20 protein-coding genes are annotated in these 26047 nt (G+C 58.1%); 3 read left to right on the forward strand and 17 right to left on the reverse strand.

The annotated features are described in order from the left end of the window. Both BCV73_RS23290 and BCV73_RS23295 read left to right on the forward strand, forming a co-directional pair. Positions 1 to 577, forward strand: a 577-nt coding sequence (locus tag BCV73_RS23290; protein ID WP_218828176.1) for an NmrA family NAD(P)-binding protein, incomplete at its 5' end; no start/stop codon positions are given. Between the two features lie 295 nt (positions 578 to 872). Further along, on the forward strand, positions 873 to 1850 hold the full coding sequence (locus BCV73_RS23295) for a ring-cleaving dioxygenase (protein WP_089548701.1): 978 nt from the start codon (positions 873 to 875) through the stop codon (positions 1848 to 1850). Positions 1851 to 1886: 36 nt separating this feature from the next. Here BCV73_RS23295 and BCV73_RS23300 read toward each other — a convergent pair whose 3' ends face one another. The 17 genes from BCV73_RS23300 to BCV73_RS23380 form a co-directional block, all read right to left on the reverse strand. Then, positions 1887 to 3380 carry an FGGY-family carbohydrate kinase gene (locus BCV73_RS23300; protein ID WP_089548702.1) on the reverse strand — a complete coding sequence of 498 codons (1494 nt, stop codon included), beginning with the start codon at positions 3378 to 3380 and terminating at the stop codon, positions 1887 to 1889. Positions 3381 to 3566: 186 nt separating this feature from the next. Then, positions 3567 to 4445 carry a hypothetical protein gene (locus tag BCV73_RS23305; protein ID WP_076173776.1) on the reverse strand — a complete coding sequence of 293 codons (879 nt, stop codon included), beginning with the start codon at positions 4443 to 4445 and terminating at the stop codon, positions 3567 to 3569. A gap of 557 nt (positions 4446 to 5002) precedes the next feature. Then, positions 5003 to 7174 (reverse strand): Sip1-related alpha-galactosidase, encoded by a 2172-nt coding sequence (locus BCV73_RS23310; RefSeq protein WP_089548703.1) that lies wholly within the window; start codon positions 7172 to 7174, stop codon positions 5003 to 5005. A gap of 180 nt (positions 7175 to 7354) precedes the next feature. Further along, the gene (locus BCV73_RS23315; RefSeq protein WP_089548704.1) at positions 7355 to 8368 is read right to left on the reverse strand and encodes an ROK family protein; all 1014 of its coding nucleotides are present in this window, start codon (positions 8366 to 8368) and stop codon (positions 7355 to 7357) included. Continuing rightward, complete coding sequence (locus BCV73_RS23320; protein WP_089548705.1) at positions 8365 to 8994, reverse strand: D-sedoheptulose-7-phosphate isomerase; 630 nt, start codon at positions 8992 to 8994, stop codon at positions 8365 to 8367. Before BCV73_RS23320 ends, BCV73_RS23315 begins: the two co-directional genes overlap by 4 nt. Continuing rightward, entirely contained in the window at positions 8978 to 10507 is a 1530-nt protein-coding gene (locus BCV73_RS23325; protein ID WP_089548706.1) for a four-carbon acid sugar kinase family protein, read from the reverse strand. The genes BCV73_RS23320 and BCV73_RS23325 overlap by 17 nt, the downstream gene beginning before the upstream one ends. Next, entirely contained in the window at positions 10504 to 11169 is a 666-nt protein-coding gene (locus tag BCV73_RS23330) for a class II aldolase/adducin family protein (protein ID WP_089548707.1), read from the reverse strand. Before BCV73_RS23330 ends, BCV73_RS23325 begins: the two co-directional genes overlap by 4 nt. Before the next feature lies 1 nt (position 11170). Next, a complete protein-coding gene (locus BCV73_RS23335) occupies positions 11171 to 13600 on the reverse strand; it encodes an alpha-mannosidase (protein ID WP_089548708.1) in 2430 nt (809 codons plus the stop codon). 51 nt (positions 13601 to 13651) lie between these two features. Further along, a complete protein-coding gene (locus tag BCV73_RS23340) occupies positions 13652 to 14581 on the reverse strand; it encodes a class II fructose-bisphosphate aldolase (protein ID WP_089548709.1) in 930 nt (309 codons plus the stop codon). Positions 14582 to 14786: 205 nt separating this feature from the next. Further along, positions 14787 to 15509, reverse strand: a complete 723-nt coding sequence (locus BCV73_RS23345) for an aspartate/glutamate racemase family protein (RefSeq protein ID WP_089548710.1) — start codon at positions 15507 to 15509, stop codon at positions 14787 to 14789. Between the two features lie 7 nt (positions 15510 to 15516). After that, on the reverse strand, positions 15517 to 16905 hold the full coding sequence (locus BCV73_RS23350; protein ID WP_179232050.1) for a sedoheptulokinase: 1389 nt from the start codon (positions 16903 to 16905) through the stop codon (positions 15517 to 15519). A 323-nt stretch (positions 16906 to 17228) separates the two neighbouring features. Then, entirely contained in the window at positions 17229 to 19280 is a 2052-nt protein-coding gene (locus tag BCV73_RS23355; RefSeq protein ID WP_089548712.1) for a YyaL domain-containing protein, read from the reverse strand. Positions 19281 to 19334: 54 nt separating this feature from the next. Next, positions 19335 to 20588: an amidohydrolase family protein gene (locus BCV73_RS23360; RefSeq protein ID WP_089548713.1), complete on the reverse strand. Its 1254-nt coding sequence runs from the start codon at positions 20586 to 20588 to the stop codon at positions 19335 to 19337. Positions 20589 to 20686: 98 nt separating this feature from the next. After that, on the reverse strand, positions 20687 to 21994 hold the full coding sequence (locus tag BCV73_RS23365) for an ABC transporter substrate-binding protein (protein WP_089548714.1): 1308 nt from the start codon (positions 21992 to 21994) through the stop codon (positions 20687 to 20689). A gap of 187 nt (positions 21995 to 22181) precedes the next feature. Then, positions 22182 to 23003 (reverse strand): carbohydrate ABC transporter permease, encoded by an 822-nt coding sequence (locus BCV73_RS23370; RefSeq protein ID WP_076173787.1) that lies wholly within the window; start codon positions 23001 to 23003, stop codon positions 22182 to 22184. 14 nt (positions 23004 to 23017) lie between these two features. Continuing rightward, positions 23018 to 23890 carry a carbohydrate ABC transporter permease gene (locus BCV73_RS23375; protein ID WP_076173788.1) on the reverse strand — a complete coding sequence of 291 codons (873 nt, stop codon included), beginning with the start codon at positions 23888 to 23890 and terminating at the stop codon, positions 23018 to 23020. Between the two features lie 22 nt (positions 23891 to 23912). Then, positions 23913 to 24935, reverse strand: coding sequence for a LacI family DNA-binding transcriptional regulator (locus tag BCV73_RS23380; protein WP_167372912.1), 1023 nt, complete (start codon positions 24933 to 24935; stop codon positions 23913 to 23915). Positions 24936 to 25572: 637 nt separating this feature from the next. On the opposite strand from BCV73_RS23380, the gene BCV73_RS23390 reads away from it, so the two are divergent. After that, a complete protein-coding gene (locus BCV73_RS23390; protein WP_076173791.1) occupies positions 25573 to 26010 on the forward strand; it encodes a ferritin family protein in 438 nt (145 codons plus the stop codon). Positions 26011 to 26047 lie beyond the last annotated feature (37 nt).

Genomic DNA, 26047 nt, shown 5'->3' on the forward strand with positions numbered 1-26047 from the left:
GAAAAGAGTGGTGGGCGTGTCCAGCTTGGGGCGTGGCTTCGGCAGAAATGCCGGGATATTAACCGCAGCGTTTGAGATGGACGCGCTCATCGAAAGCACAGGTGTAAGCTATCGTTCACTGCGTATGCCGTACTTTATGGAAAATATGTTTCATGATCTGGAATCCATCAAAAGCCACGGAACGTTCTATATGCCTACGGCTGGAGATCAGGTGCTCCCGCTCTGCGCAACCCGGGATATCGCCTCGACAGCAGCAGCACTCTTGCTCGATGAATCCTGGAGCGGTCAAGACAGTGTCCCGGTCGTCAGCCCCGATTCTTTAACACCCAATGAAATGGCGCATGTCTTGTCTGAAGTGCTCGAGCGTCCGATTCGCTTTCAGCAGGTTTCCATTGCTGAGTATAAAGCTACCCTATCTCGCTTTGGATCGGAGGCTTGGGTCAAGGATTACATGGATATGGTCATTGCCCAAAATGAAGGCATCTACGACGACGATTTACAAAAGGCACAGCCTTCTGACACCAGCTTCCGCACATGGTGTGAAGAAGTGTTCAAGCCGGCTGTACTAGCCCCCTGATGTCCCTTGAGAAATGACCAAAAGGAATCTTTGCCTGTGAAACCCGGTGTCCAGCGATACCGGGTTTTTATTTTGGGTTCCGGTGGACGATTAGTTCAGGCCCCATACTTTATCCCGATAATTTGCCATAGATCTCTAGGTTTTTGCCGATGAATCGCCAAACGTTTGACACATCGGAAACAACGTGCTATATTTATCTTAAATTAAAGATTCTTTATAACAAGGAATTGGCGCAAGCCATTTCATTCATGGAAAAACAGTTTTAAGGGAAGCTTAATTATAAGGAGGAATTATGATGAACGGATTAAAAGGAATTCACCACGTGACTGCGATTACGAGCAGCGCGGAAAAAAACTATCAGTTTTTCACCTATGTGCTGGGCATGCGCCTGGTCAAAAAAACGGTAAACCAGGACGACATCCAGACTTATCATTTGTTCTTTGCCGATGACAAAGGGAGCGCGGGAACCGACATGACATTCTTTGATTTTCCCGGCATTCCGAAAGGCGTTCACGGCACCAACGAAATCGCCAAAACGTCGTTCCGCGTTCCGAGCGATGCGGCACTGAGCTATTGGGTGAAGCGCTTTGACCGCCTGAACGTTCAGCATTACGGCATTAAAGAGAAGTTTGGTAAAAAGACGCTCTCTTTCGTCGACTTCGACGACCAGCAGTACCAGCTCATTTCCGACGAGCACAACGAGGGTGTTCCTTCCGGAACCCCATGGGAAAAAGGGCCAATTCCGCTGGAGTACGCCATCACGGGCCTGGGCCCGGTCTTTGTGAGAATCGCCAATTTCGATTACTTCAAAGAAATGCTGGAGAAAGTATTCGAGTTCAAGGAAATCGGCCAGGAAGGCTCCTACCACCTCTTTGAAGTCGGCGAAGGCGGCAACGGGGCTCAGGTCGTCGTGGAATATAATGCCGTGCTGCCGCCAGCCCGCCAAGGCTTCGGTACGGTGCATCACGCGGCATTCCGTGTTGAGGACCGCGCCGTGCTGGAACAATGGATCACCCGCCTGGACGAATTCGGGTTCTCGACTTCGGGTTACGTGAATCGTCACTTCTTTGAGTCGCTGTATGCGCGGGTGGCGCCGCAAATTCTGTTCGAGCTGGCGACCGACGGCCCTGGCTTTATGGGCGACGAGCCTTACGAAACGCTGGGCGAAAAGCTGTCCCTGCCTCCATTCCTGGAGCCGAAACGCGAGCAGATCGAAAAGATGGTGCGTCCGATTGACACCGTGCGCAGCACGATTGAATTTACAAAAGAATAAGACGTTAGTTTATAAAAAAGCAGCTCCTGATTTCGGTCAGGAGCTGCTTTTGTAATAGGACAGCAAGGGCTGGAGCAGGCCGAGAAAGCCTTGCTCGTACAGCTTCCGGTACATCAGATGGCGTTCCGGATCAGGTTCGTACACCTTCGCCTCGGGGTAGGTTACAGCAGCCGCCGCTTCGCGGAAGGACGGGTACAGGCCGGCCCCGACAGCGGCGGCCAGGGCAGCCCCGAGCAGCGAGGCCTCCGCTGCGCCGGTCATGGTCAGACGGACGCCCGATACATCGGCCTTGATCTGCAGCCAGTGGCTGTTCCGGGCTCCGCCGCCGACCACGTGCATCCGCCGGATCGGACTGCCGCCGACCCGTTCGGCGCGCTCCCGCAGCAGCTCCAGCTGATAGGCGTTTCCTTCCAGCACCGCCCGGATCAGGTGCCCCTTCTTATGCTTGGCGTCCAAGCCGATAAATGCGGCCCGGGCACCGGGCTCGGGATGAGGGGCGCCGCTTCCGGTCAAATACGGATAATACAAAATGCCGGTGGGCTGCCCGCCCGCCTCATCCAGCAGCCGCATCATATCCGGGTAGGACATGCCGGCATCCGATAAGGCTTCGCGGGCCCACTCTACCGAACCGCCGGACGAAGAATGTCCTCCCATCCAGTACATGCGGCCCGGCACCGGATGAATGCCGAAAGACAAGCCCGATGCATCGTCGGCATCCCCCAGGGGACGCAGGGGGAACGTCCCGACCAGCGTTTCGGCGGTCCCCATCGAGTTGTACGTGCTGTCCGGGCCGTCCGGGCAGGCCAGCGAGGCGCACACATGGTCATGTCCGGCCAGGATGACCGGCGCTTTGCCGAGGCCGAGGCCGTCCATGGCCGGCAGTACCGTGCCCACTGGCGTTCCCGCCGGCTGAATGGGCGGAAACAGCTGCGGATCCAGCCCGAAGCTGCGGATCAGCGGCTCATTCCAGGCGCGGCTGTCAATCCGGTATGCGTAAGTTCTAGCCGCCAGCGTCTCATCCTCGGCGATCCTGCCGGTCAGCCGGTAAGCGATGTATGACGCGGCGGACAACCATACGCTGCCGTCAAAGGCGTCCGGGTACGCTTCCCGCAGCCACAGCAGCTTCGGCAGGCCGTGTTTGAACGACGTGCGCAGTCCGGTCATGCGGAAGAGCTCCCGTTCATCCACCTCCTGCCTGATCCGCTCCGCCTGCGGTGCCGAGCAGGTTTCGAACCAGGGCAGCATCGGAGTGCGCGCTCTCCCATCCGCTGGATTCAGCAGCAGGCCGCTCTCCGCCATGCTCGTAATCCCGACGGCATCGATCGCTTCGTCCCGCTCTCCAAGACGCTCTACCGTCTGCTGGATCAAACCGGCCGCGGTCTCCCACAGCACATCCGGGTCATAGACAGTGGTACCGGAGGGGCCTTGCGCCTTCGGGTTCGGTGCCGAGACGACAGCCATTTCCGAGCCGTCGTTCCCGAACACCCCTGCTTTGATATGAGTCGTGCCGATATCCAAAGAAAGCAGCATCCCGATTCCTCCTCTCCAAAAAGGGCTCCTCTACGGGAGCCTTATGTATATTTTTTTATATCCCAATCGTAGCATGTAGGACTTGAAGATAACACCCTCCCAGCCCGGAACGTGCATCACGCAGCCCCACTGCCCCCAACAGCATACGCTGCCGGGGTATCCAGCATCCGCCGGGGAGAGCAGTCCTTACCAGGACGAGAGTTCCGTCCGCTTCCAGTTGTCTTGGGCAACGCACACATATACGTACTGGTCGTCCCAGGCCATTTGTCCCTGACTGCAGGGCTCGGTGGATGATTTCGGCGTATGCTTCTCACGGATGCGGAGCTTGTCTCCGTTTACATCCAGCTTGGTGTCCGGTTCATCGGTGCCGATTCCGACATTGCCGTCGCTCCGCTGCATCGTCAGCGGGGAATCGACCACTTCGCCGTCGTCGCCATAGCGGACGAATTGGAGGTCGGACCCTGTGTTGCCGCCCTTCTCTTTCGTGCTGTCCGCCCGAACGGCCCATCTCGGCGTCGTTTTGTTGTCTTCGCCGGCAACGCTGAACTGGAGGTCCCGGTTCGACCCGGTTTCGCCCGCAACCCGCAGGATGCCGTTCATCACATTAAAATTGGATGATTGGGTACGGATTTCGCTGACGTCCATGTCGTAGGGAATTTCCAGCCGCGTGAACAGCTGGTCCGCATATTGACCGTCCGGCGACATCGTCGTCTCAAACGAGAGGTGTTTATGGTCGTGCTGCTCGGGATTATTCGCTTTGTCGTGGGAGATGATGGCGGTCTTATCCTTCCCGTTTTCGTCGGCCCAGGCAATCGCGGGTTTGGCGCGATCGGCCGTCCACTGCAGCCGGATCAGGTCGGACTGATGCCCTTCCTCATTAATCCACTTCTTGTCGGTGGACAAAAACAAGCGCTCATTATGCGGAACGACGATTTCGCTGCCGTTCTGTTTCGTTTGATCCAACACGCCATCTGCCGAGCTCAATGTTCGGTCGGTGCATCCGATGCCTACCAAGCAGACGCCCCCAAGTATTATCTTTGCGATCATCGACTTCGATATTTTCATTGCTATCCCTCCGTTATCATTTCATTCGACTTTATTTATGGAATCAGCCAAAAGCTCCGTTTGATCGTATACTAGACCGCACACTGCGTACATCCATTTCATCAAATTTCCCGGAAAAATGATTCTTTTCGTCTATAAAATTTTAAATCCGATGTGCCGACAGCGGTTTTCAAAATAGGTCTTGCTGGTAATATTTTTCTAAAAGTTACCAATACACTGCAAATTACCGCAGCTCCTCCTATTTATATGAATATGTACCTATGCGGCAGTCAACGAGTCCAACGGAGGGTGATCCATAAATCCGGAAGATAAGGAGGCAAGGAATATACCTATATATTGGCATCAACTTAAAATCGCCATATTCATCGTCCAATCGTTCTCCGCCGAGAACACCACGGCAAATCCAAAAACGGATGTCGTAGGCCCCGTGTCGTTCAGCGGGTTGGCCATCACAACAAGATCTTGATATTGCAGCGAAAATAGTTAAAGCAGCTCGTTTGTCATCAGATGAACGAGCTGCTTTTGCTATTTTTTTCATCAAAGCCTTCATGCGGCTTTTACGCCGAGACGATTTCGATCTGCACCGGTTGGCCGGGCTCCCCGCAGAGAACCTCATAAAAATCGCCGGTGCCGCCCCCGATCGGAGATGCCTCTACCGTCAGGCCGTTTGCGGTAACGCTTAAAGGCGCCGTTCTGGAAGCAAACACGAACCGGCCGCCTTCCCGCAAGCGGACGTTTGTCACCTCGCCTACCTCAGTACACCCGGCAACCGCCGCCGGCGAAATGTATTTGTCGGCCAACCCAACCGGGGTAACGCTGCCCGTAACCGGGACGACCGCATAGAGGGCGCAGCCTCCTTCCTCCAGACGGATCGGGGTCTGCTCGTCGGCGCGCATCAGCCAGCCCTTGCCGGCAAAATGGTCGTACACGGCGAATTCCCCGCCGCCGAGTCCCGGCACATCGGCCGGTCCGATCGAACCCATAACCTGAGCAGAATCCCCGCTGATATGAAAAGCCGCCACAACCCCTGCGCTGCCCGCCCAGTTCCACAGTTTAAGAGGAACATGCTCATCGGCCGGATTCAGCAGCAGGCAGTCCGGGGTCGGATTGGCTGTTTCGTCGCAGCGGATGACGGTGCCGTCTGCATAGATCAAAGGCCAGATGCGCGACGGATCGGTATTTCCCGGAGCGTCGCTGATATAGACCGGACCTCCGCTCACCGCACGCAGCACCGCACTCTGCACGTCGTCGTGGTTTTTGGACCAGTACATATCCCAGTCTCCCCAGTAAAAAGCCCCATGGTAAAAGGAATTGTAGCCGTTCTGCAGCGCATGTTCCGGAAAGCCGCGCTTCTCCTGCGGCACAAAATCGTCGCTGTTGCGCGAAACGGCCGACTTCGGCCGGTGCCATATATTTTCGGACGCCATGCCCATGCAGTTGATGATCGTCCCGTCAAAATGCAGCGCAACCGAAGCCTCCAGCGCCTCGTGCGCAGCCGCGGCTGCCTGGCCTATGGGCATGCGCCCCTGCAGGTAGTTCAGAACCGCGCTTTGGCTGTCCACCTTGACGAAATCGACGCCCTGGCGGCGCAAAAATCCGTGCCAGGCATGCCAGAAGGCAAAGCCTTTGCCGGCTTCCGGATAAGGGATGAGATTGCCCCGGGGCACCCGGTACAGATGGTCCGCATACGTTCTGGCGATCGGGCTGTCCTCCAGAATGCCGCCCCAGTAACCGGCGATGGTGTGCCATACCCCAACATGGCGGATGCCGTACCGCTCCTTCAGTGCATGCACGGCACGCTTCAAACCGCCGGGAAATTTGACGGGATCCGCTTCAAAGGAAGACAGCTTGCCTGCAGAAATATCGGACCAGCCGTCGTCGATCATCACCCAGCCGACCGGCAGCCCAAGCTGCTGCAGCTCGGCGGCTTTGGCAAGCAGCCCTTCTTCGCTGACCTGGTGGTAAAAAGCGTCCCAGCTGCACCAGCCGAGCTTGTCCAGCATCGCGGGAAACGGCTTCTGTTCCCTCGGCAGCGTCGGATAATCCAGCTCTTTCAGCGCGGAAGCTACATTGCGCTTGACGAGATCGTACGGATCGCTCCCGGCCGCAAAGGCAAACACCAGCGCTTCACAGCGGGTATGGCCTTCCTCATAAGCGGATAATCGAAGCGTAATCCCTTCCTCGGCTCCGGCGGCATCCGCACGCCACATCGGCCCCGTCACCGGAAGCAGGTGGCAATATTCGCCTGCTGTCTTCCACAGCAACGACTGTATTTTCTCCGGCAAACCGGCCAGATCGGTGCCAAAATGTGGGCGGGTCCACCAGTCCTTATGCTGGTAGTTGGCCATCAGCCCCTCGATCTGCCCAGCGGGCCGCAGTGTCAGCATGACCGCATGCTCCCCTGCGAATGAGCGCTGCTTGCCGAAATCATTTTCATTGGCGATGCCGGCTTCCACGGAGACCAGCATCGTGCCGCCTGCCTTCTCGCGCACAAAAATCCGGGCCTGAATGGACTCATCTTCGCTTCGGTAGTGGAACCGGGTTTCTTCAAAAAAACCCTGTTCCGTCGAACCTTTCTCTGTTTCCGACCCTGTCAGCTGCAGCCGAACCGCTTCCGTCCCCGACTGAAGCCGAACGGAAAGGCCAAACGGCCGGAGCAGAGCTTTCTCCACGCCGTCCGCCCCAAGGTTTTCACTGGAATGAAACGCACCTTGCCCTTCGATACTCATCAACGATTCCCCCTGCTGCTCCCAAAATGACGAACATGTCAATTTCCAACTATCTATACGTCAAAGGCCTGAGGGCTCTGCACTTCCATGCCTTCAGGCCGCGAATCTTGTATCACAAACGTTATAATGAACCTGTTATCATCTGTTAAAAGTTCGCCGATCCACCTTCGGTTTCCCGGATCAATTATTCCCTCGTTGATGCTCCCCCAGCGCGTGAAGCGCAACGGACAAGCTGGCCGCATCCCCGACATGCTCGCCGAGCTCCGACGGCAGAATCCGGCAGGCCGCAAGCGTCCCCGGCAGCGCTTCACGCCGCAGCTCCTCCAGCACGATCGGCCGGAGCACCTGTTCCTGGCGCGCATAAATGCTGCCGATTACGATCCGCTCCGGATTGAGCGTATCGACGAGGACGGCCAAGCCCCGGCCGAGCTTGCGGCCGATGATGCCCACCGCTTCGCGCGCCAGCGCGTCCCCGGCGGCAGCCGCCTCAAACACGTCCTTCGCCGTCCATGCAGCCTCCCCGCTCCCTCCGGATTGCGGGGCCATCCCTCCGGCGCCGGCGGAGAATCGCGCGGCAGTCTCTGCCGCCGCTTCCTTCAAACCGGCAAACAGGCGGGCGATGCCCCCGCCGCTGCAAAAGCCCTCAAAAGAGCCGGCCTTGCCGTAGCCGACCGGCCCCTCCTCCGCCAGGCGGATATGGCCGACCTCACCGGCCATGTCACTTGCGCCGGCATACAGAGCTCCGTTCAGGATCAGACCCGCGCCCATTCCTGTCCCGAAGGTCAGGAAGATCATGCTGGACGCCCCGCGCCCGGCCCCCCACCGCCATTCGGCGAGGGCGCAGGCGTTGGCGTCATTCTGGAGCGCGGCGGGTACGCCGAAGCGCTCCCGGAGCGGCGTGAGGACGTCGATGTCGCCCCAGCCGGGCAGGTTCGGCGGGGAGAGAATCCGTCCCCGCCGGCTGTCAAGCGGGCCGCCGCAGCTGACGCCGACGGCCGCAAGCGGCTCCCCCCCGCCGGCCGAAGCGGCCAGGCCGGCCAGCTCACCGCACAGCGACGCCATCGCTTCCTCCGGCGTGTCCGGCGTCGGGAAGCTGCGCTTGCCCACGATTTCGATCCGGTCTCCTTCCGCCCTGCCAAGCACGGCCGCGCATTTCGTTCCGCCGATATCGAGGCCTCCCAGCAGTGTGCTCATGCGAAAAATGCCTCCTCCAGCATCATGCACAGCGTATGGTAAATCGGCAGATGCCTTTCCTGGATATCCGGCGTGCCGTCGTAAGGAACGCAGACGGCAATGTCGCACAGCTCCTTCAGGCGTCCGCCGGTGCGGCCGGTCAGGCCGATCGTGGTCATCCCGAGGGATTTGGCCACCTGAACGGCACGAACCACATTCGCCGAGTTGCCGGACGTGCTGAACACGACCAGCGTATCCTCCGACCGGCCATAGCCGTACACCTGCTGGGCCACCGCCATATCGGCGGCAACGTCGTTGATGAACGCGGTCGACAGGCCGCTCTGGCTGACGAGGGAGATGGCCGGCAGCGCACCCTGCAGCCGGTCGGCGATATAAGCGCCTTCCTCGCCGTGAATGAGCATCTTATCGCGTTCGGCCGGCGGCAAAGTCCGCTTCAGCATAAAGCCCTTCATCAGCTCGCCCACGACATGCTCGCAGTCGGCGGCGCTGCCGCCGTTGCCGGCGAGGAGCATTTTGCCTCCCCGGCGAAAAGAAGCCTCCATCGCCTCATACGCCTGCCAAACCGCGTCCCGGCACGGCTGAAGATCCGGATATTTCGCAAACAGCTGCTCAAAGATCGCGCTCATCGCAGTCACTCTCCCCATGGATGTTCATTCCCTTCAAATGTTCGATGGCTTTGACGATAAACTCCGGGCTGCCAAAGCTGCCCGATTTCAACACCAGCAGACGCGCCTTGCCGTCCAGCGACATACAGGAGGGCAGCCCCGGCTCAATCTCTTCCAGCACCCGCAGCCCGGTGATGCCCAGCCGGCCGCAAACGGCAGCAGAGGTTTCGCCGCCGGCGATGACGATCCGGCGCTGCCTGGCACGCTCCGCGACATCGGCTACAGCGCCGGCCAGCTCATCCGAGACGATGCGCGAGAGCACCGTCCCCGACAGGCCGAGCTCCTCCGCCCGCTTGCGGGTCGCTGCCCGCTTGCCGGCATCGTTCGATGCATGGATCAGCACATCGCGTCCGGATGCCAGCTCCGCGCCGGCCCGCCGTACGACATCGGCGATGTGCCCCCCTTTGAGTGCTGGTTCCAGCAGCAGCAAGGAATCGAGCTCGATGATCGTAACGCCCGCCTCCCGGGCGCAAGCAATCTGCGCTGCGGTTTGCGGCATCAGGCTGCCTGCCGCGAGCAGCACCCCTTCGCCCCTGGTGGCATGACCGGCTAAGCCTGCGTTGTCCTGCGGGGCGTCTGCATCTTTGCTCAGTAACCCGCTATTTTCAATAAGGTCAGCAGCCGCCCTATCAACTTGCCCGCCATGCGGCCCGGTCCCGGCAGAGGCCAAGTTTTTCCCTGTTCGTTCTCCTTCATCTGCTCCCAGGTCAGCCCTTTTGTACAGCGCCTCATTTTCCACATGCCCGGTAGTGGATCGATCTGAGCTTTCCGGGTCCGCATCCGCACGCTTCAGCAGCGGCGCGAGCTCCTCATAGAGGCCGGAGCTGCCGCACAGCAGCGGCTCATCCAGTACCGCCTCGGCGATGATCCGCAGCGACTGCTGATCGCGGACGTCGAGAATCAGGTAGGTACATTCGCCCCGCATCCGGTTGATTTCCCCGCGTAGAACCTCGGCGCCCTGCTCCACCACGCCGATCGGGAGCATCGCCACCTTCCGCTCTGTCTGCGCCTGCAGGATCGCCGTCAGCTCCGACTCCTGCATCGGATGCACCGGATCATGCCGGAATTCGGACTCGGCCAGCGGCTTGCCGTGCACGTAATGGATGCCGTCCAGCGTGACGCGGCCGTTCTTCGGAAAACCGAGCACGACAACCGCGAACGAAGCATGCATCGCATCCAGCATGGCGTCGAATTCCGCTCCGATGTTGCCGCGGAAGACTGAGCACGTTTTGTTGATCAGCCGCGTGCATCCGGCGGCGCGCAGGGCGACCGTCGCTGCATACACCTTGGCGTAAGCTTGATCCGCGGCATCTAGCCGCGAGTTTGTGTCCACTACGAGCACGTCCGGCTGCGGATCCGGCAGACCGTGCCGGAGCTCATCCGCCGGATACACATGCGTCGTCACGCCCGCCTTGGCGAACATGATGCCGATGTCGTTCGCGCCGGTAATGTCGTCGGCAATGACGCCGATCATCCGTCCCACCTCCTCCGCGGACGGTAGCCGGAGCGCTCCAGGAAGTCCTGCCGGACCGGATCCGGCAGCTCCTGCAGACGTACGCCCGCGCTCCCGGATTCAATCACCATCCGGCAGGCCATTTCGAGTGTCTGCAGCGCCATTCGCGCTTCCTTGATGCTGGTGTCATAGACCAGCACCCCGTGGTGTTCCAGCAGCAGTACGTTGGCCTGCTTCGCCTTCTCCCTGACCGCTTCCCCAAGATCGAGCGAGCCGGGATGAGCGTACCGGACGCGTTCCACACGCTCCAGGTAGTACATCGTCTCCACGAACAAGCCGGAAGGAAGCGGAATATCGGCACAGGCGAACAGCGTGCTGTAAAAAGGCGACGCATGCAGCACGGCCCCCACGTCAGGCCGCAGGTCATATACGGCCTGGTGCATCGGCACTTCCTTGGACGGCTTGGGCCCGGCGGCTGCCGGCGCCTCTCTGCCGTCCAGAACGCACTCGGCGAAATCTCCTTCGCCCAGTTCTCCCAGAAACGTCCCCGTGGCCGTGATCAGGAAGCTTGAATCATCCAGCCTGGCGCTGATGTTGCCCGCATTGCCCCAGGCGAGCCCCGTGACCATCATGAATTTCCCGGCCGCCCGCAGCTCGGCAGCCGTCTCTTCGCGGCGGCCCATATTACAGGTCCCACTCCAGAAGGCTGGTTTCCGTCACGGGTAGGCTTTTGTCCGCCGGCACGCGGAACGTTTTGATTTCCGACGGCTTGAAATCGGCACGAATGCTGCGCTCCCATTTCGGGAGACTGATTTCGGCCGTCGTCGCCTTTTTGTCCGTCTCATACACGCGCAGGATCAGATCGTCGTTATCCTCCGCTTTTTTCACCGCGCTGACGATAATGTTGTTCCGGTCCACCGACAGATACGAATCCGTCTGCGGCAGCTTTCCTTCGTGATACGTTTCGATGATGGCTACCGGCTTGCAGTTCAGCTCCGCGGCCCGGCGCACGGTGCCGGCCTGCTCCCAGCCCTCTTCATGAGGAAGAAGCGAATAGTTGAACTGTTGAATGCCCTGGTCGGTAAAGGCATACTCACCGTCCGCCTCCGGCACGTATGGATCGTGATGGGCATAAATCGGGCTGCGCAGCACGGTCAGTGCAAGCTCCTTGTTGTGGATGCTGTAGCTGTACTTGGCGTCATTCATCAGGCTCAGCCCATACACGCGGTTCGATCCCGGAACGATCCCCGTATAGTCAACCCAGCTCTGACCCGGCTCTTCCTCGCCGTTATGCTCGCGCTCGATCGTTCCGTAAGGAATTTCGTACGTATGCCGGCTGAAGACGCAGTTGACCGGGAAGACGAGCTTCAGCATTTTGAACTTTTCCCGCCAGTCCACGGTCACGCGAACGTCGATTTGGTCCCGGTCCGGATACATCGCAAAATCCTGCACCAGCCGCGAGCTGCCGTATTCGCTTACTACGCGGATGACCGATTTGACCGGCCCGTGCTCGATGCGCTGCACTCTCACCGCCTTGAACTGCCCTGCCGTCCGGTTAAAATGCAGCACGTCGTGGCTCCACGTATCCGAGGTGTCGTCGATGACGACCGGCCGTGCCCCTTCGCCCCGCAGCACCTCATGATCCAGCTTCTTGTCCCGCAGGCTTTTGATAAAGCCCGTGTCCTTGTCGAACTCCAGCCGCAGCCGGCTGTTTTCCAAGACGAGATCGCTGGCCGTGATCGGCTCCCCGACCGGCTTCAGCGAAGCCGATTCCAGGAACAGCTTGTAGACCCGGTATCCGAGCGGCGGCAGTTCGGCCATAAAGCTCAGACGGTAGCGGCCTCTGGCTGCGGCCTGCGACTTGACGGTCTGGAACGGCACCGGCTTGCCGGTATCGTCGACCAGCACGCTGTTGTCCTTGATTCCGCCAACCTCCAGCTCGACGTTCACTTTGCTGGACCAGGCATGCGGGTTGAACACGACGATCGGGCGCATCGATTCATCCTGCTCGATACCGATGTTCCAGGACAGCGACTGCAACGCATAGTTCAGCGAGCGGTCTGCGATCGCCATCGCTTCCCCAAACAAATATCTCGCGTCCTCATACGCCGGCTCCAGGCTCGTTCCGGCCAGGATGTCATGGAACTGGTTGAACAGCACGTTTTTCCAAGCACGCGTGAATTCCTCAGGATACGGCTGCCCCGTGATCCATGAAGCGAGCGCGGAGAACTTCTCCGCCGCAATCAGCCGGTTCTCCGCCTGGCGGTTCCACTGCTTGATGCCGGAATGCGCGGCATAGCAGCCGCTGGCGTGATGCTGGAGGTCGTCGTGCACAACCGGAAAATCAAGTCCGGAAGCTTCCATGTCCTTGAAGTACCGGTCAGGCGTAGCGAACTCGAGCTTCGGCAGATCGGGCGCATCATTCAGGCGCCGAATGCTCTCGATATTTTCCTTGGTCGGCCCTCCCCCGTGGTTACCCACGCCATAGAACAGCATCAAGTCGTTCAGCGGTTCCTTGAACTCGCCGAGGCAGCGGCGTACGTGATTCTCCAGATCTTTGCCCCAGGACAGATACTCGAACATAATGCGGAACGTCAGCACCTTGGACCCGTCGTCGGACTGCCACCAGAAGAGCCGGCTGGGCAGGCCTTTTTCGTTAGGCATCGGGCGCATCATCACGTAGTAGTCCATCCCGCTCTTTTTTAAAATTTGCGGGAGCATGGCGTTGTGGCCAAAGCTGTCGACGTTGTAGCCGACTTTGGCAGTCACCCCGAACTTTTCTTTAAAATAACGCTGGCCGTACAAGCCCTGGCGAACGAAGGATTCGCCCCCCGGAATGTTGCAGTCGGGCTGGATCCACCAGCCGCCGACGATGTTCCACCGGCCTTCCTTGATGCGTGCGCGGATTTCCTCGAACATCGCGGGCTCGTTGTTTTCGATCCACTCGTACATGGCCGCCGAGCTGGACGTAAAAATAAAATCCTCCGATTCCTTCATCCGGTCGAGGGCCGAGCGGAAGGTCGCTTTTGCTTCCTGAAAGCCCTCCTGCCACTGCCACAGCCACACCGGGTCGAGATGCGCATTGCCGATCATGTACAGCTTTTTGTCCTTCATACGTGGTTCAGCTCCAATCCATGGTTACTTGGGTGTAAGGATGAATCCGGTTTATTGGAAAAAGCGTCCGGCCTTTCCGGCGCTCAGCACGAAATCCTTCATCTTGTTCATGACCGTCTGCTTGACGGCTTCGCGGCCTGCAGCCAGCTGATCCGGCGCCAGTGCCCGGCACTCCGCGTCCGTCATGCGCTCCTCCCGGCCCAGTGCCGCGAGCAGTGACAGTTCCAGGTCTGTCGCGATATTCACTTTGCTGACGCCGCCCCCGTTCAGGGTGAACGCCTGCTGCATCATACCGGCCGGAACGCCCGAACCGCCGTGCAGCACCAGATGCACCGGGGTCAGTGCCCGGATCGCCTCTAGGCGCGCATAGTCGACCTTCGGCTGCTTCACGTTGTAGACGCCATGCGCGGTGCCGCACGATACCGCCAGCGCGTCCACTCCGGTCAGCCGAACGAACTCCGCCGCCTCATCGGGATCGGTGTACAGCTCTTCGTCGGTTTCCGTCTCGACGAAATCGGTCGTGCCGATCATGCCGAGCTCGGCTTCAACCGAGACGCCTCTGGCATGGGCATAGTCGGCCGCTTCTTTGGACTCGCGGACGTTGTCCTCGAACGGCTTTTCCGACGCGTCGATCATGACGGAGGTAAAGCCCGCTTCGATGGCCTCGGCGATGACCGCCATGTCCTTCGTGTGGTCCAGGTGAAGCACCACCGGAACGGTGATCTGCTGCTCCTCCAGCTGGCGGTAAAATTCCTCCGCAAATGCCTTCGGCGTAATGCCGTACCGGATCAGCTCCTTCTGCGAAATCTGGACGATCAGCGGCGAATCTGCCTCCTGCCCTGCCGCCAGAACGGCGGCGATCATGGACGTATAGCGCGGTGAAAACGAACCGATCGCGTACTTTCCGGCTTCGGCGGCTTCAAGGGCCTGCTTCAGCGTCAGGACGTTGGAACGTCCCGCAGCTCCTGCTTGGGTCGTCATAGGGTAAAAACTCCTCTCGCTACTCTCTTGTAAATCTGAAAAACGGACCTTGCTTCCGTCCATAAAGTCTGTTGTTCAGTTAAGTCTGTTCTTCAGTTAAGTCTGTTCTTCAGTTAAGTCTGTTCTTCAGTTAAGTCTGTTCTTCAGTTAAGTCTGTTGTTCAGTTAAATCCGTTCTATAGTTAAATCTGTTCAGTGAAGTCTGCTCAGTTCATTCTGTTCGCCGACAATTGCTCACGCACGCGCCCCATTCCGAAGGCGGGGCTGGTCAGAAAGCGGCTGCGTTCCTCCGGGGGCAGACCTTCCACCGCCCGCGCCATCGACGCCTGGGCCAATACGACGATGTCTGCCGTACCGGCCATCCGGGCCAGCGTCTCGGCCAGCACTTCGTCATGGCCCTGCCGGTCGCCGGCCAGCAGGCGCTCGTACGCGGAAGAGATCACCTCCGGCACCAGCCGGACTTCTCTTCCGAGCCGCTCCGCCTGCTGCTGCAGCAGCCGCTGCGTCGGCCCGAGCGTCGTGGCCAGCGTGGCCGCTACGCCGATGGTGCCGGCGGAGCGCACCGCATGCTCCGCCATCGCTTCGTCGATGCGCACGATCGGCACCGCAATCTCCGGCTGTACGGCAGCGCACAGCTCCCCGATGGAGGAGCAGGCGTTCAGAATACAGTCCGCGCCCTGCCGCTCCGCAATGTGCGCATACTGCCTCCACCGCCCGGCGATGGCTCCGACGTCCCCGCCGTTCTCCGCCAGCTCCGGCAGGATCGAGTCGTCCACCAGATTGATGACGCGGAGGCCGGGCATCAACTGCTGCGCCAGGTCCCTTAAGGGACCGACCGTAACCGGGGTCGTATGAATGACCGACAGTTTGAAGCGTCCCCATTCCTGCGGCTGGCGCGTTGTACTTGTCTCGACTGTATCCATGTCCATCGCAAGTTCACCCTTTCCTCATTTCGCTAAGCGCGGACCGGACATCGGGATAATATCCGGCCGCCGCTGCGCCGTACACGGCCGCTCCATAGGCCGCCTCTTCCTCCCCGGGCGGAAGCTCAAGCGTCAGCCCGAGCTTCGCTTCCAGCATCTCTCGGAGGAGAGGGTTCCGGCGGATGCCGTTGCCCGAACCTGCTGCAGCCGAGATGCTGCCGCGCAGCCCCGCCGGCAGCGCGCCGACGTACTGCATCAGCTCGTCGGCCATGCCCTGCAGGAAGCCTGCGGCCAGATGGCCGGGCGTGAAATTGTCCGGCCCGATGCCGCGGATGGCCCCTCGAAGGCCCGGATCCTGCCGTGTTCCGTAAAACTGGGTCTGAACCTGAAGCGGCTCATCCCCGCGCCGAATTGCCTCCCGGGCCCATTCATTCATCCGCTCGTAGATCTCGCCTTCATCCGGAGACGTGCCGAAGGCTCTGCCCACCTCTTGAAAGAACGCCAGCAGCATGGCGTAGGACTTGCCCCCGCTAAGGGGGGCACCTACCAGCAGCGAGCCGCCTCCCGGAAACGGCCGAATTTCAAGGCCGGCCGCAGCATCCAACTCCTCCGGAGACACGTCGTTGTCCGTGTAAATGGAAATTTGCGAGCCGGTCCCGACGTTGACGAGCAGCGTCCGCTCCAGCTGCGATACCGAACCGAGGAAGCTCGCCTGGTTGTCGCCGATCGCGCATGCTACGGGCTTGCCGTCCGGCGTTCTACCGGCCGGCTCCGTGCCCTGGCATACGGGCGGCAGGATGGATGCATCCATCCCGGCCCGCCGCAGCGCTTCTTCATCAAAGCAGCGCTTGCTTGCCGAAAACAATCCGATCCCGGCCGCGTTAGAAGGATCCATGAGCGGTTTGGTGGCGCCCGTCAGCTGCATAGCCACGTAATCGCCGATCGTGCATAAGTAGACCGCATCTTTGGGAACGTTCCCGTTTTTCACATGATGAAAGTGCGTCACCAGTCCGTAGCCGCTGGCTGCCGGATAACCCGTGATTTCCCGAAGATATCGTGCGTAAGAAGCATCCCGGTCCTCCATCCGCTCGTCTCCCCGCCCGTCCTGCCAGGTATAGAGCGGACTGACGCTTTGGCCATCTCCGTTGACATAAAGAATGCCGTGCATCTGGCAGGAAATTCCGACCGCAGCAACGTCCGGCCATTCCTCTTGGCATTCCGCAAGCAGCCCTCGAACTTGCTCCATAATCCGCTGCGGATCCTGCAGCCGTTCCCAGCTGTGCTCCCCCCGAACCGATGCATCGTTCGCACAAGTTGCCACGCGGACCGCCCGGCCTGACGCAGCCGAAATCAGCACGGCGCTGATCGATGTCGTTCCGATATCAATTCCTGCAAATAACATACGTTGTCCCCTCCCGTATTCGTCCTGCATCTCATCTCGCCTAAGCGATTTCATGGATTTCCTTATTCTTTTTCGCGGGCATAAAGCTAGGCACCTTCAAGCCATCCGCTTTTGGGTTATGAAATCCTTGTCTCGCTGGAAGGCGGTTTCGATAGGATGAAGAACGTCTACCGGCGTATTTTCATAAAGAACAGACAGCGTTTTTTTGTCTCCAGCAAGCAGCTTACGGTTTTCGACCTCTTGGTATTCGAATCTGTTCTCGATCCATCAGTCTTTAGATCTGTTTTGATCCTTCAGTTTTCAGTCCCTCGGTTTCCGATCCTTCAGCCTTCAAGCAGCTCGCTCAGCCCCAACTCCGCTGCGTATTCCGCCGCCTCCTGGGACGCGTACAGAATCAAGCCGATGCACCAGGAGTGTGACAGGGTCAGCATCATTCCTTTGGGCTGGAAGCAGTTCGTGTTGTAATAACGCTCGGTGACCATGCCTTTATAGGCATTGAAGTCCCCGTCCTCCCGCGCGATAAACTGCAGGAAGCAGGCGATATGGTCGCGGGTGCGTTCCAGGTAATACCGGTCGCCGGAATGCTTCCACAACCGCAGCATTTCCGGCACGCAGAACAGGCCGTAATTGTGCAGATGCTGGTTCGACGTGGACGCCTGATCCGCGCCGCGCGAACGGAAATCATACTGCGCCAGCAGGGTGTGGCGCGGGAAGCACAGATTATACGTCCAGCGGAACGTCATCATCCAGTCCGCCGCGCTGGATGCGAGCTCCAGCCACTTCGGCTGCCGGTCATACTCGTACAGCAGCACATAGGCGGCGACGGCGTTATAGGCGTCTTCCGAGGTCGGCGTCAGATGCACATCCTCCGGAGCGCCGTAAATATATTCATCCCTGATAAACTTCTCGTAATAGCTGCCGGCACACTCGGCGGCTTCCGCAAACCGCGGTTCCCCGAACAAGGCCGCGCCTTCAAGCAGCGCCCCGATCCACAGCATGCCGCCGGCGCCGTCCCATTCTTCGACCTCACCGGTCTCCGCATGGTAATAGGAGCCGAAATTGCCGTCGCTTCGCTGGCAGGAAGCCGCAAAGTTCAAGTTCGACAGGGCCGCCGCTTCCCAGTCCGGATGGGATGCTCCCTGCCCGCGCTCAAAATCCAGCGCCCGGACCATGAACAGCGTCGCTTCGGCCGCCGTTCTCGCCTGCAGCCAATCGGGCTTCGGATTCCAGCCGGCGTTCCAGCCCCGGCCTTCGATCCAGGACGCCCAGAAAATGCCGCTCGGCGACAAGCCTTCGGCGATTTTGCTCAGCACATCCATTCCGGCCGATGTGTATTCGGCAATGCCCTGTCTGCGTCCATATTGGAGCAGCGCATGCGCGTAAGGCGCTCCGCTGACCCAGCCCACGTGCATATGGGGGCGGTCCCCCTGCCCTTTAACGTTGTTGTTCAACTCGCGGTCAAACGCCGCCGTTTCGTACAATATGCGGTGCTCCGGACGATAATGCCACGTAAACAGTCCGTGGGCGGTCAGCTGCGCCGCCTCGTCCAGATCCATCCATGGCCGGAGCGGGTAGGTCTCGGCATGGAGCCGGTACATCCGACGCACAAACGGATCGTACGCATGAGGATCGCCGACCGCCGTATATACCCGGTAGCGCAGCGTCACCTGCTGCCCTGGCTCAAACCGTGCGGACGCCAGATCCGCAGGGGCCGGAACCGGCTCGCCGACGAACGTCACCGGCTCTTCCCGGTACGGGAAGTTCAGCCAGACCGCCGTTCCGTCCGCGTTGCCCCGGAAACCGAGGCCAGTCAAGCCCAGCTCCGACATTTCTTCCGTGCAGAGCGCGCCGCACAGCGCATCATTCCAGGCAAACACTACCGGCAGCGCCGCCCGGTCCGAGCGGAAGGACCAATAATCCGATACCATCTGCTCCGGGTCTCCGCCCCGGTAGTCGTAGCGGGGATAGCGCCGTAAATTTTTCTCAAAACGGTTTTCCTTATAGAAAGCGCCGGGGATCATCCAGTCCGGTTTCCCTGGACCGAGCACCTCCGCCCGCAAAGTCAGCCCCATATTTTTGGGAACGTTCCCGTTATACGTTAAATGAAGGGTGACGTCGTAGCCGCCGCAGCTGTCCTTCACCGTTTCCCATTTCGCTTCGGCAGCAATCTCCCCCGAAGACCCGGACATCGTCAGTCCTCCATCCGCCAGGGCATCCACCCTTTCGATCGGAATTTCCAGGATGGACCCGTCCAGCGGGCTCCACGCTTCGATCAAATGATTGAACCGCAGCGCAGCCTCCCCCTGTTCCTCACCGGGCCGATACACGTTCAGTACGTAACGCTCACCACCGTCTGCCTCTGCCTTCCATCCCACGATTGACTCCCGCCTTTCTTCCAATAGCCTTCTTTTTCCGGAAATTTTTCTACATTACATATCCAGCTGGTATATCTCGATCAGGTTGTCCCGGAAAATGCGCTTGGCGAATTCCATTGCTGCCTGTTCCGTCATGCTGTCCTCCTGAACTTTCTCGGTTAACACGTCGCCCACTAGGTTCCGTACCAGCTTCAGATGCGCGTAGGTTCCTTCGATATGGTTGTAGTCGCCACCGAATCCCTGGATCTTCGACTGCGGCACCATCTCGATCATTTGATGCAGAATCTGCTTGCCGATCGTCGGTGAAATGATATGCACCCAGGTAAAGTCGGTGTACACGTTCGGATAATTTTTCGCGATGCTTAAATACGATTGATGGTAAGGAAAACCGCAGTGCAGCAGGACGAATTTGGCGTCCCGGTACTGCGCCAGCAGCGGCAGCAGCAGCTCTGCGTTCGAGTTGGTCAGGATGTTGCCGTTGCCGGACACGCTAGATTCATGATGGCCGGTGTGAATCTGGATCGGCAGATCATAAGCGATGGAACGCTGGATGATGAAATGAATGAGGTAGTCCTGCAGCGCCAGCGTCTCTTCCTTCGACAGCCCGTCCTGCAGCGTATAGCCCAGCAGCCGGTTGAAGACGATCTCCGCTTCGTGGAACGTCGGGTTGGTGCTGGCGAGGCTCCGCCAATATGCATGGCCCAGCTTCGTTGCGACCATTCCTTCCTGTTTGTATCTATGCAATAAGGCATCCACTGCTTCGAGATAGCCCGGGAACGAATGTACATGCACCCCTGCGGCGTTCTCCACGTCGTGAATATCCTTGAGTGTTCGAAGTTTAAAGGTAAAATCCAAAAACATGATCGGCCGGAACAATTCGTAATCCAATTGCGTGGTTTGGATCAGCGTGAACGCCAGGTCAATTTTGGAGCGTTCGTACAGCACCTCCCGGTACCAGTCCGGGTTATTCGTCGCCGCCTTCACTTTATCATTAACCTCCAGAATGCCTTGGACCGTCCAATCTTCAAAGCCGTACAGGTCCTTCATGGCCGTCCGGAACATGTTCGCGTACGTGGTGTTGTTCGCGCGCTGCCAGTACTGCAGGAAGGTGGCCGCTTTCTCTTCGTCACTGCGCACCCGGCCGCTTAAAGCCCCGCGCTGCATCCCCGCCGTAATGAAGTCGGAATCAAGGTAATGCATCAGGGAGAAAAAATCCTGCTGCTCTCTTTGTCTGATCTGCGGAGTCGCCAAATGCTCGTGTCCGTCGATGATCCGTAGTTCGCTGATATAATCATGTATGCTGCTCATCGGGCCTTTCTCCTTCCAAAAATGGAGCGGCTGCTCCTCTTCTCATCCGAACGGCAGCCGCGTCTATTTATCTGTCGTTTCTGCTCTTGACCGGGCGATCAGTCCACATTCAGCTCAGGGAAAGCGTTCTTCACTTCTTTTTTGAAGTCTGACACGACGTCGTCATAGCTGCGGTTGTTGGTGACACCGTCGCCTGCGACCTTTCTCCACTTGCTCATGATGTCTTCGCCGTATTTATCCGGTTTCGTTGCCGGAATTTTCACGACGGTTTCGTAATAAGGCTTCAAGACGTTTTCGTCGCCGAACAGCGGGGATTTGTACGTATCCAGGTTGGCCTCGTACACTTTGCTGTTGCCCGGCATGTTGCCCGTTTTCTCCAGGTTGTGCTGCTGCCATTCCTCGCCGGCGATATATTTGATGAACTCATACGCCAGGTCTTTGTTTTTGGACTTTTCGTAGATGCCGCGGTACGTTCCACCCGAGTAGAAGCCTTCCGGCGTTTTGGCTACGCCGTACTTGCCTTTGGCTTTGTCGTCCTTGTTGTCGACCATAAACCCGGCCCATGCCGGCATGGAAGTCAGCACGACGCTGCCGTCGTTCAGTGCGTTGCCCCAGCCCGCCGACATGAACGGAAGCTTGGCATCCACGTTGTTTTTGCGGATATCCAGCTGGGTTTGATAGACCGTCTGCCATTTCGGATCGATGTTCAGCTTGCCGTCCTTCACCCACGGCTGGGTGTTGTAGGCTTCAATGTCGAACAGGTCGCCGGCGTTTTGGATCAGATGCACTTTGCCGCCGCTGTCCGCTGCCACCTTTTTGCCGAGCTCAATGATTTTGTCCCACGAGCCGACCATATCGCTGACTTTGTCGGGATCATCTGTGCCGAGGTACTTCTTGGCCGTATCGCGCAGATACCAGAAGCCGCCCGGAGAAGAGTGGTCGGAAATCGCCCGCAGCTTGCCGTCCTGGGATCGTCCCAGTTCCTGAACGTAAGGGACGTAATCCTTCACCAGATCCTCGGCGCCCATCGCCGACAGGTCCGTCAAAAACTTCGAATCGATGAATTTGCCGATATACCCGCGCTCCAGGTCGAAAATATCGGGAACGTCGCGGCCGGACTGCAGCGCGGTCAGCAGCTTCGTTTGGTATTGGTCGCCCGGGAACATTTTGACGTCTACCGTGACGCCGGGATTTTTCGCCTGAAACTGGTCGGCCATGTCCTTCACCTGGTCAAAGAACGTCCAGATGACCAAGTGGCCCTTGAGCTCGCCGGATTCGGCGGCTTTGCCCGAGTCGTCTCCGCTTGCCGTACTGCTGCTGTTCGAAGCCTTGCTTCCGCATCCGGCCAGCATGCTGCCGACCAGCAGGACGGACAGCACCATCATCAGCCATTTCTTCGTTTTCAAAACCGATCTCCCCTTTTTGAAGACGTTTTCTTATTGTGATTGAAGTGCATGCGTAACAGATGTCCGCAATTTGTAGAACGCTTTCAATTGACTTTGTTTTCGTAGCGGTCCACTGCGCCGTTTCCCGGTCATCACCTCTTTCCCTGGAGTCTGAAAGTCAAGCCGTCTTGATGTCTGCTTCAATCGGTCAGCCTTTGACCGCTCCCGCCGCCACCCCGTCGATAATCCGTTTGGACATGAACGAGAAGAAGACGAGGATCGGTACGACCGCAATCACGATGCCCACATACTGTGCGCCAAAGTCTGATGTAAACTGGGATTTCAGGCTCGCGATCATGACCGGCAGCGTCTGCAGGTTGTTGTCGAAGAGGACGATCATCGGCGTGAGAAAATCGTTCCATTTGCCGATAAAAGCGAAGATTCCCAGCGTCGCAAGCCCCGGACTCATGATCGGCAGCACGATCCGGTTGAAGATCTGCCATTCGCCGTACCCGTCCATCCGGCCCGATTCAATGATTTCCGTCGGCACCGAGGAATCCGCGAACTGCCGCATCAGGAAAATCCCGAAGGCGTTGTGGATCGACGGCAAAATGAGCGGCCAGTACGTGTTCAGCATGTTCAGCGAATCCATCAGCTTGAAGAAGCCAATGATGCCGAGCTGGCCCGGAATCATCATCGTGCCGAGCACAAACATGAACAGTACGTTTTTGTACTTGAAGTTGTATTTCGAGAAGCCGTATCCGGCCAGTGCCGCAAAGTACACGTTAATGATCGTCGACGTGACGGTGATCAGGACGGTGTTCCCGAAGCCCCGCCAAATGTTGACGGTGTCCTTCAGCCTCGCATAGTTGTCGAGAAACTGGTCTCCCGGAATGAGCAGCAGCTTCCGCGCGATATCCGAGTTGGCATGGGTCGACGTTATGATCATGCTGTAGAAGGGCAGCAGGCATGTCGCCGCCACGGCGATGAGAAAGAGGTACAGAATGCCTCGGGTAAGTATTTTAGCCATGAAGGTGGACCTCCTTAATCCTTCAGCTTCGACGCTTTGGCCGTAATGGCCGTAAAGAACATGACCACAAAGAATATTCCGTAGGCGACCGCCGCCCCGTAGCTGTAATCAAAGTTTTTGAAAGCCGTTTCATATAAGTACATGACCATCGTTCTGGAAGAGTTGCCCGGCCCGTCTCCGAGCATGAGCGGCGCATCGAACAGCTGCAGGCCGCCGATGACCGACGTGATAAACACGAACAGAAATACCGGACGCAGCAGCGGCAGCGTAATGTGCATCGCCGTCTGCTTTTTGGTCGCCCCATCCACTTCTGCGGCTTCATATACTTCTCTCGGAATGCCCTGAAGTCCCGCGATAAAGACGATCATGTTAAACCCGAAGTACTGCCAGCAGATGACCCCCGATGCGATAATTCTGGACCACCATGGGCTGTTAAACCAGTTGACCGGATCGTGAATGATCCCCAGACTCATGAGCAGCTTGTTGATCGTCCCGGTCTGCCAGTCGAACATGAGGGAGAAGATGACCCCCAGCGTGACCGGCGTAATGATGTGAGGAAAGAAATAGACCGCCCGGAAGAAATGCTTGCCCCGGATAAAGCGCTCGTTCAGCACCAGCGCGAGCAGCACCGATAAGATGAGCTGGGGAACGTTGGATAGAATCCAGATAATAAGCGTGTTGCCTATCGTCTGATAAAAGAAGCTGTCGTGCAGCAGGCGTGAATAATTCGCCAGCCCCACATAGACCGGATCCGAAAATCCGTCCCATTTCATGAAGCTGAGGTAGAGCGTGTACAGAATCGGCATCAGCCCGAATACGGCAAAGCCGATGAAGAAAGGCGCCACAAAGATGTAACCGTAAAATGACCTGTTGACCTTGGAGCCCATCGTATTCACCCCTTTTTACACTTTACTTGGTTCCGCATGAGTCCCGGACGATGAGCTTCGGCTTCAGCAGATGGATCGCTTCTTCACTCTTGTCCTGGACGCCTTCAATTTGCTGAAACAATCCTTCCGCTGCTTTTCGGCCGATGGCTTCAAAGGGCTGGCGCACCGTCGTCAGCGACGGGTACACCCATTCCGAGATCGAAATGTCGTCATACCCGACGACCGACATCTGCTTGGGCACGTTCAGCCCGTGCTCCTGGATGGCCCGCAGCGCCCCGGTTGCCGCTTCGTCGTTGGAGCCGATGACCGCCGAGAAGCCTTTGCGCTCCAGCAGCTGCTTCATCGCCTGATATCCGCCCTGGCTGCTCCAGTCCGACTCCACCACCCATTCCGGACGGTAGGTTAACCCAAGCGTTTCCATCGCCTGCAAATATCCGTTAAAACGGTGCTGGTTCGCTGCGGCATGCTGCGGTCCGGAAATGTATGCGATCTCCCGGTGTCCCAGGCTGTGCAAGTATCCGACGATATCGTAGACCCCCGCCGCATTGTCCACGTCGACCGCGAAGATGCCGTCCTTGCCGCCGTGATCCCCGATCAGCGCGATCGGATACTGCGAGTCCCTGATTCTCTCCAGGTCTTCGTCTTTGCGCTTTTGGAAGCTCACCAGGATCACTCCGTCGACCTGCCCTTCATACAGAAGGTTGAGGAAGGATATTTCTTCGGCATAGTTGGAAGTCCAGCTCAGGAAGGTGCAATTGTATCCCTTCAGATTGGCTACTCCCTCAATGCCCCGGATGATGCCGGAATAGAAAATATTCGAAATGTTGTCGACGACGACGGCGATGCTGTTCGTCCGGTCAAGCACCAGCCTGCGGGCATTGGCGTTGCGGTGGAAATTCAGCTCCTTGATGGCTTTATCCAGCGCTTCCTGCGTTGCTTTTTTAACCTGCTGCCCGTTCAGATAACGGGACACAGTGCTTTTGCTTGTTCCTGCCAATCTGGCGACATCGTGAATGGTTGGACCCACTGTTATCACTCTCTCCATGTATCGTTTCCCATGTTTCGGCCCTTTCACTTGCCTATCCCGCTGATGCGGAATCGATGGCAAGATACAGCACGAATACCATTTTTGGGAACGTTCCCATTTTACCAGACAGCCTGGGTCCAAGAAAAGGACTTGTTTGGCAGGAGCTGCCATTTCTTTACCGGAAAGATTCACGGCACTAGCAGTTGGTTGTCTGTCCCCCGTCGTAGAGCTATCCATACAGCCTCTATGAGGTTCCCGTCTTGACAGGTTTCCGTCTCGATCCTCCAATCATCCGCCGCCAGCTTCATTTTGGGAACGTTCCCAAAATGAAGGAAATGCCTCTCCCAGCTTTGCTCCATCAGAGTTCATGTGAACGGGAAAGGAACCGGGCAGGAAAGTGGAATGGCCAGATCAAAACCGATGAAGATTTTGGGAACGTTCCCGTTTTGATGCAGCTACTTGATTAAGATGGGTCTATAATAGCGCTTCCAGAATGGGGTGTCAACGGATATTTCAAAAATAAAAAATATCCATTTTATGGGCATCGGCTTCCGTGCTCCCCTTTTAACTTTTTTTCCTTGGGTGAATGACATTTGCCCATGATGCTGAATAGGGTGAAGAAAAGCCTATATTTGCGAAGGGAGATACCCCAAGGATGTATTACTATACGTGGGACTATCGGGCTCCGGCCTCATCCATCGGCGATCTCGAGAAAGCCATCAACGGCGAGTACTCCGCCGTCGCCTGTTACGAACGGCTGGCGGGTGCGGCGCCGAACGAAGAGGAACGCACGCAGATCATGGAGATCCGCAAAGACGAAATCAGACACTACCAAACGTTTGCCGGGCTGTACACGTCCCTGACCGGAAGACAGCCGGCCCCTGTCATCAATGAGCCCTGCCCCTCCGTCTACCGCGATGGCCTCCACTTTGCCTTCAAGGACGAACAGAACACAGTGGACTTCTACCATGAAGCCGCCGACCGGGCATCCGATCCGGCCGTGAAGCAAGCCTTTCTCCGGGCTGCCGCCGATGAGCAGAACCATGCCGTTTGGTTTTTGTACTTTCTTACAAAGCAGCAGGCCAGGGAATAACCGTTGGGGCGAAAGGACACGGAAAGATAAGCCAAAC

The organism is Paenibacillus sp. SSG-1 (genome assembly GCF_002224835.1).
GTDB lineage: Bacteria > Bacillota > Bacilli > Paenibacillales > Paenibacillaceae > Paenibacillus_AQ > Paenibacillus_AQ favisporus.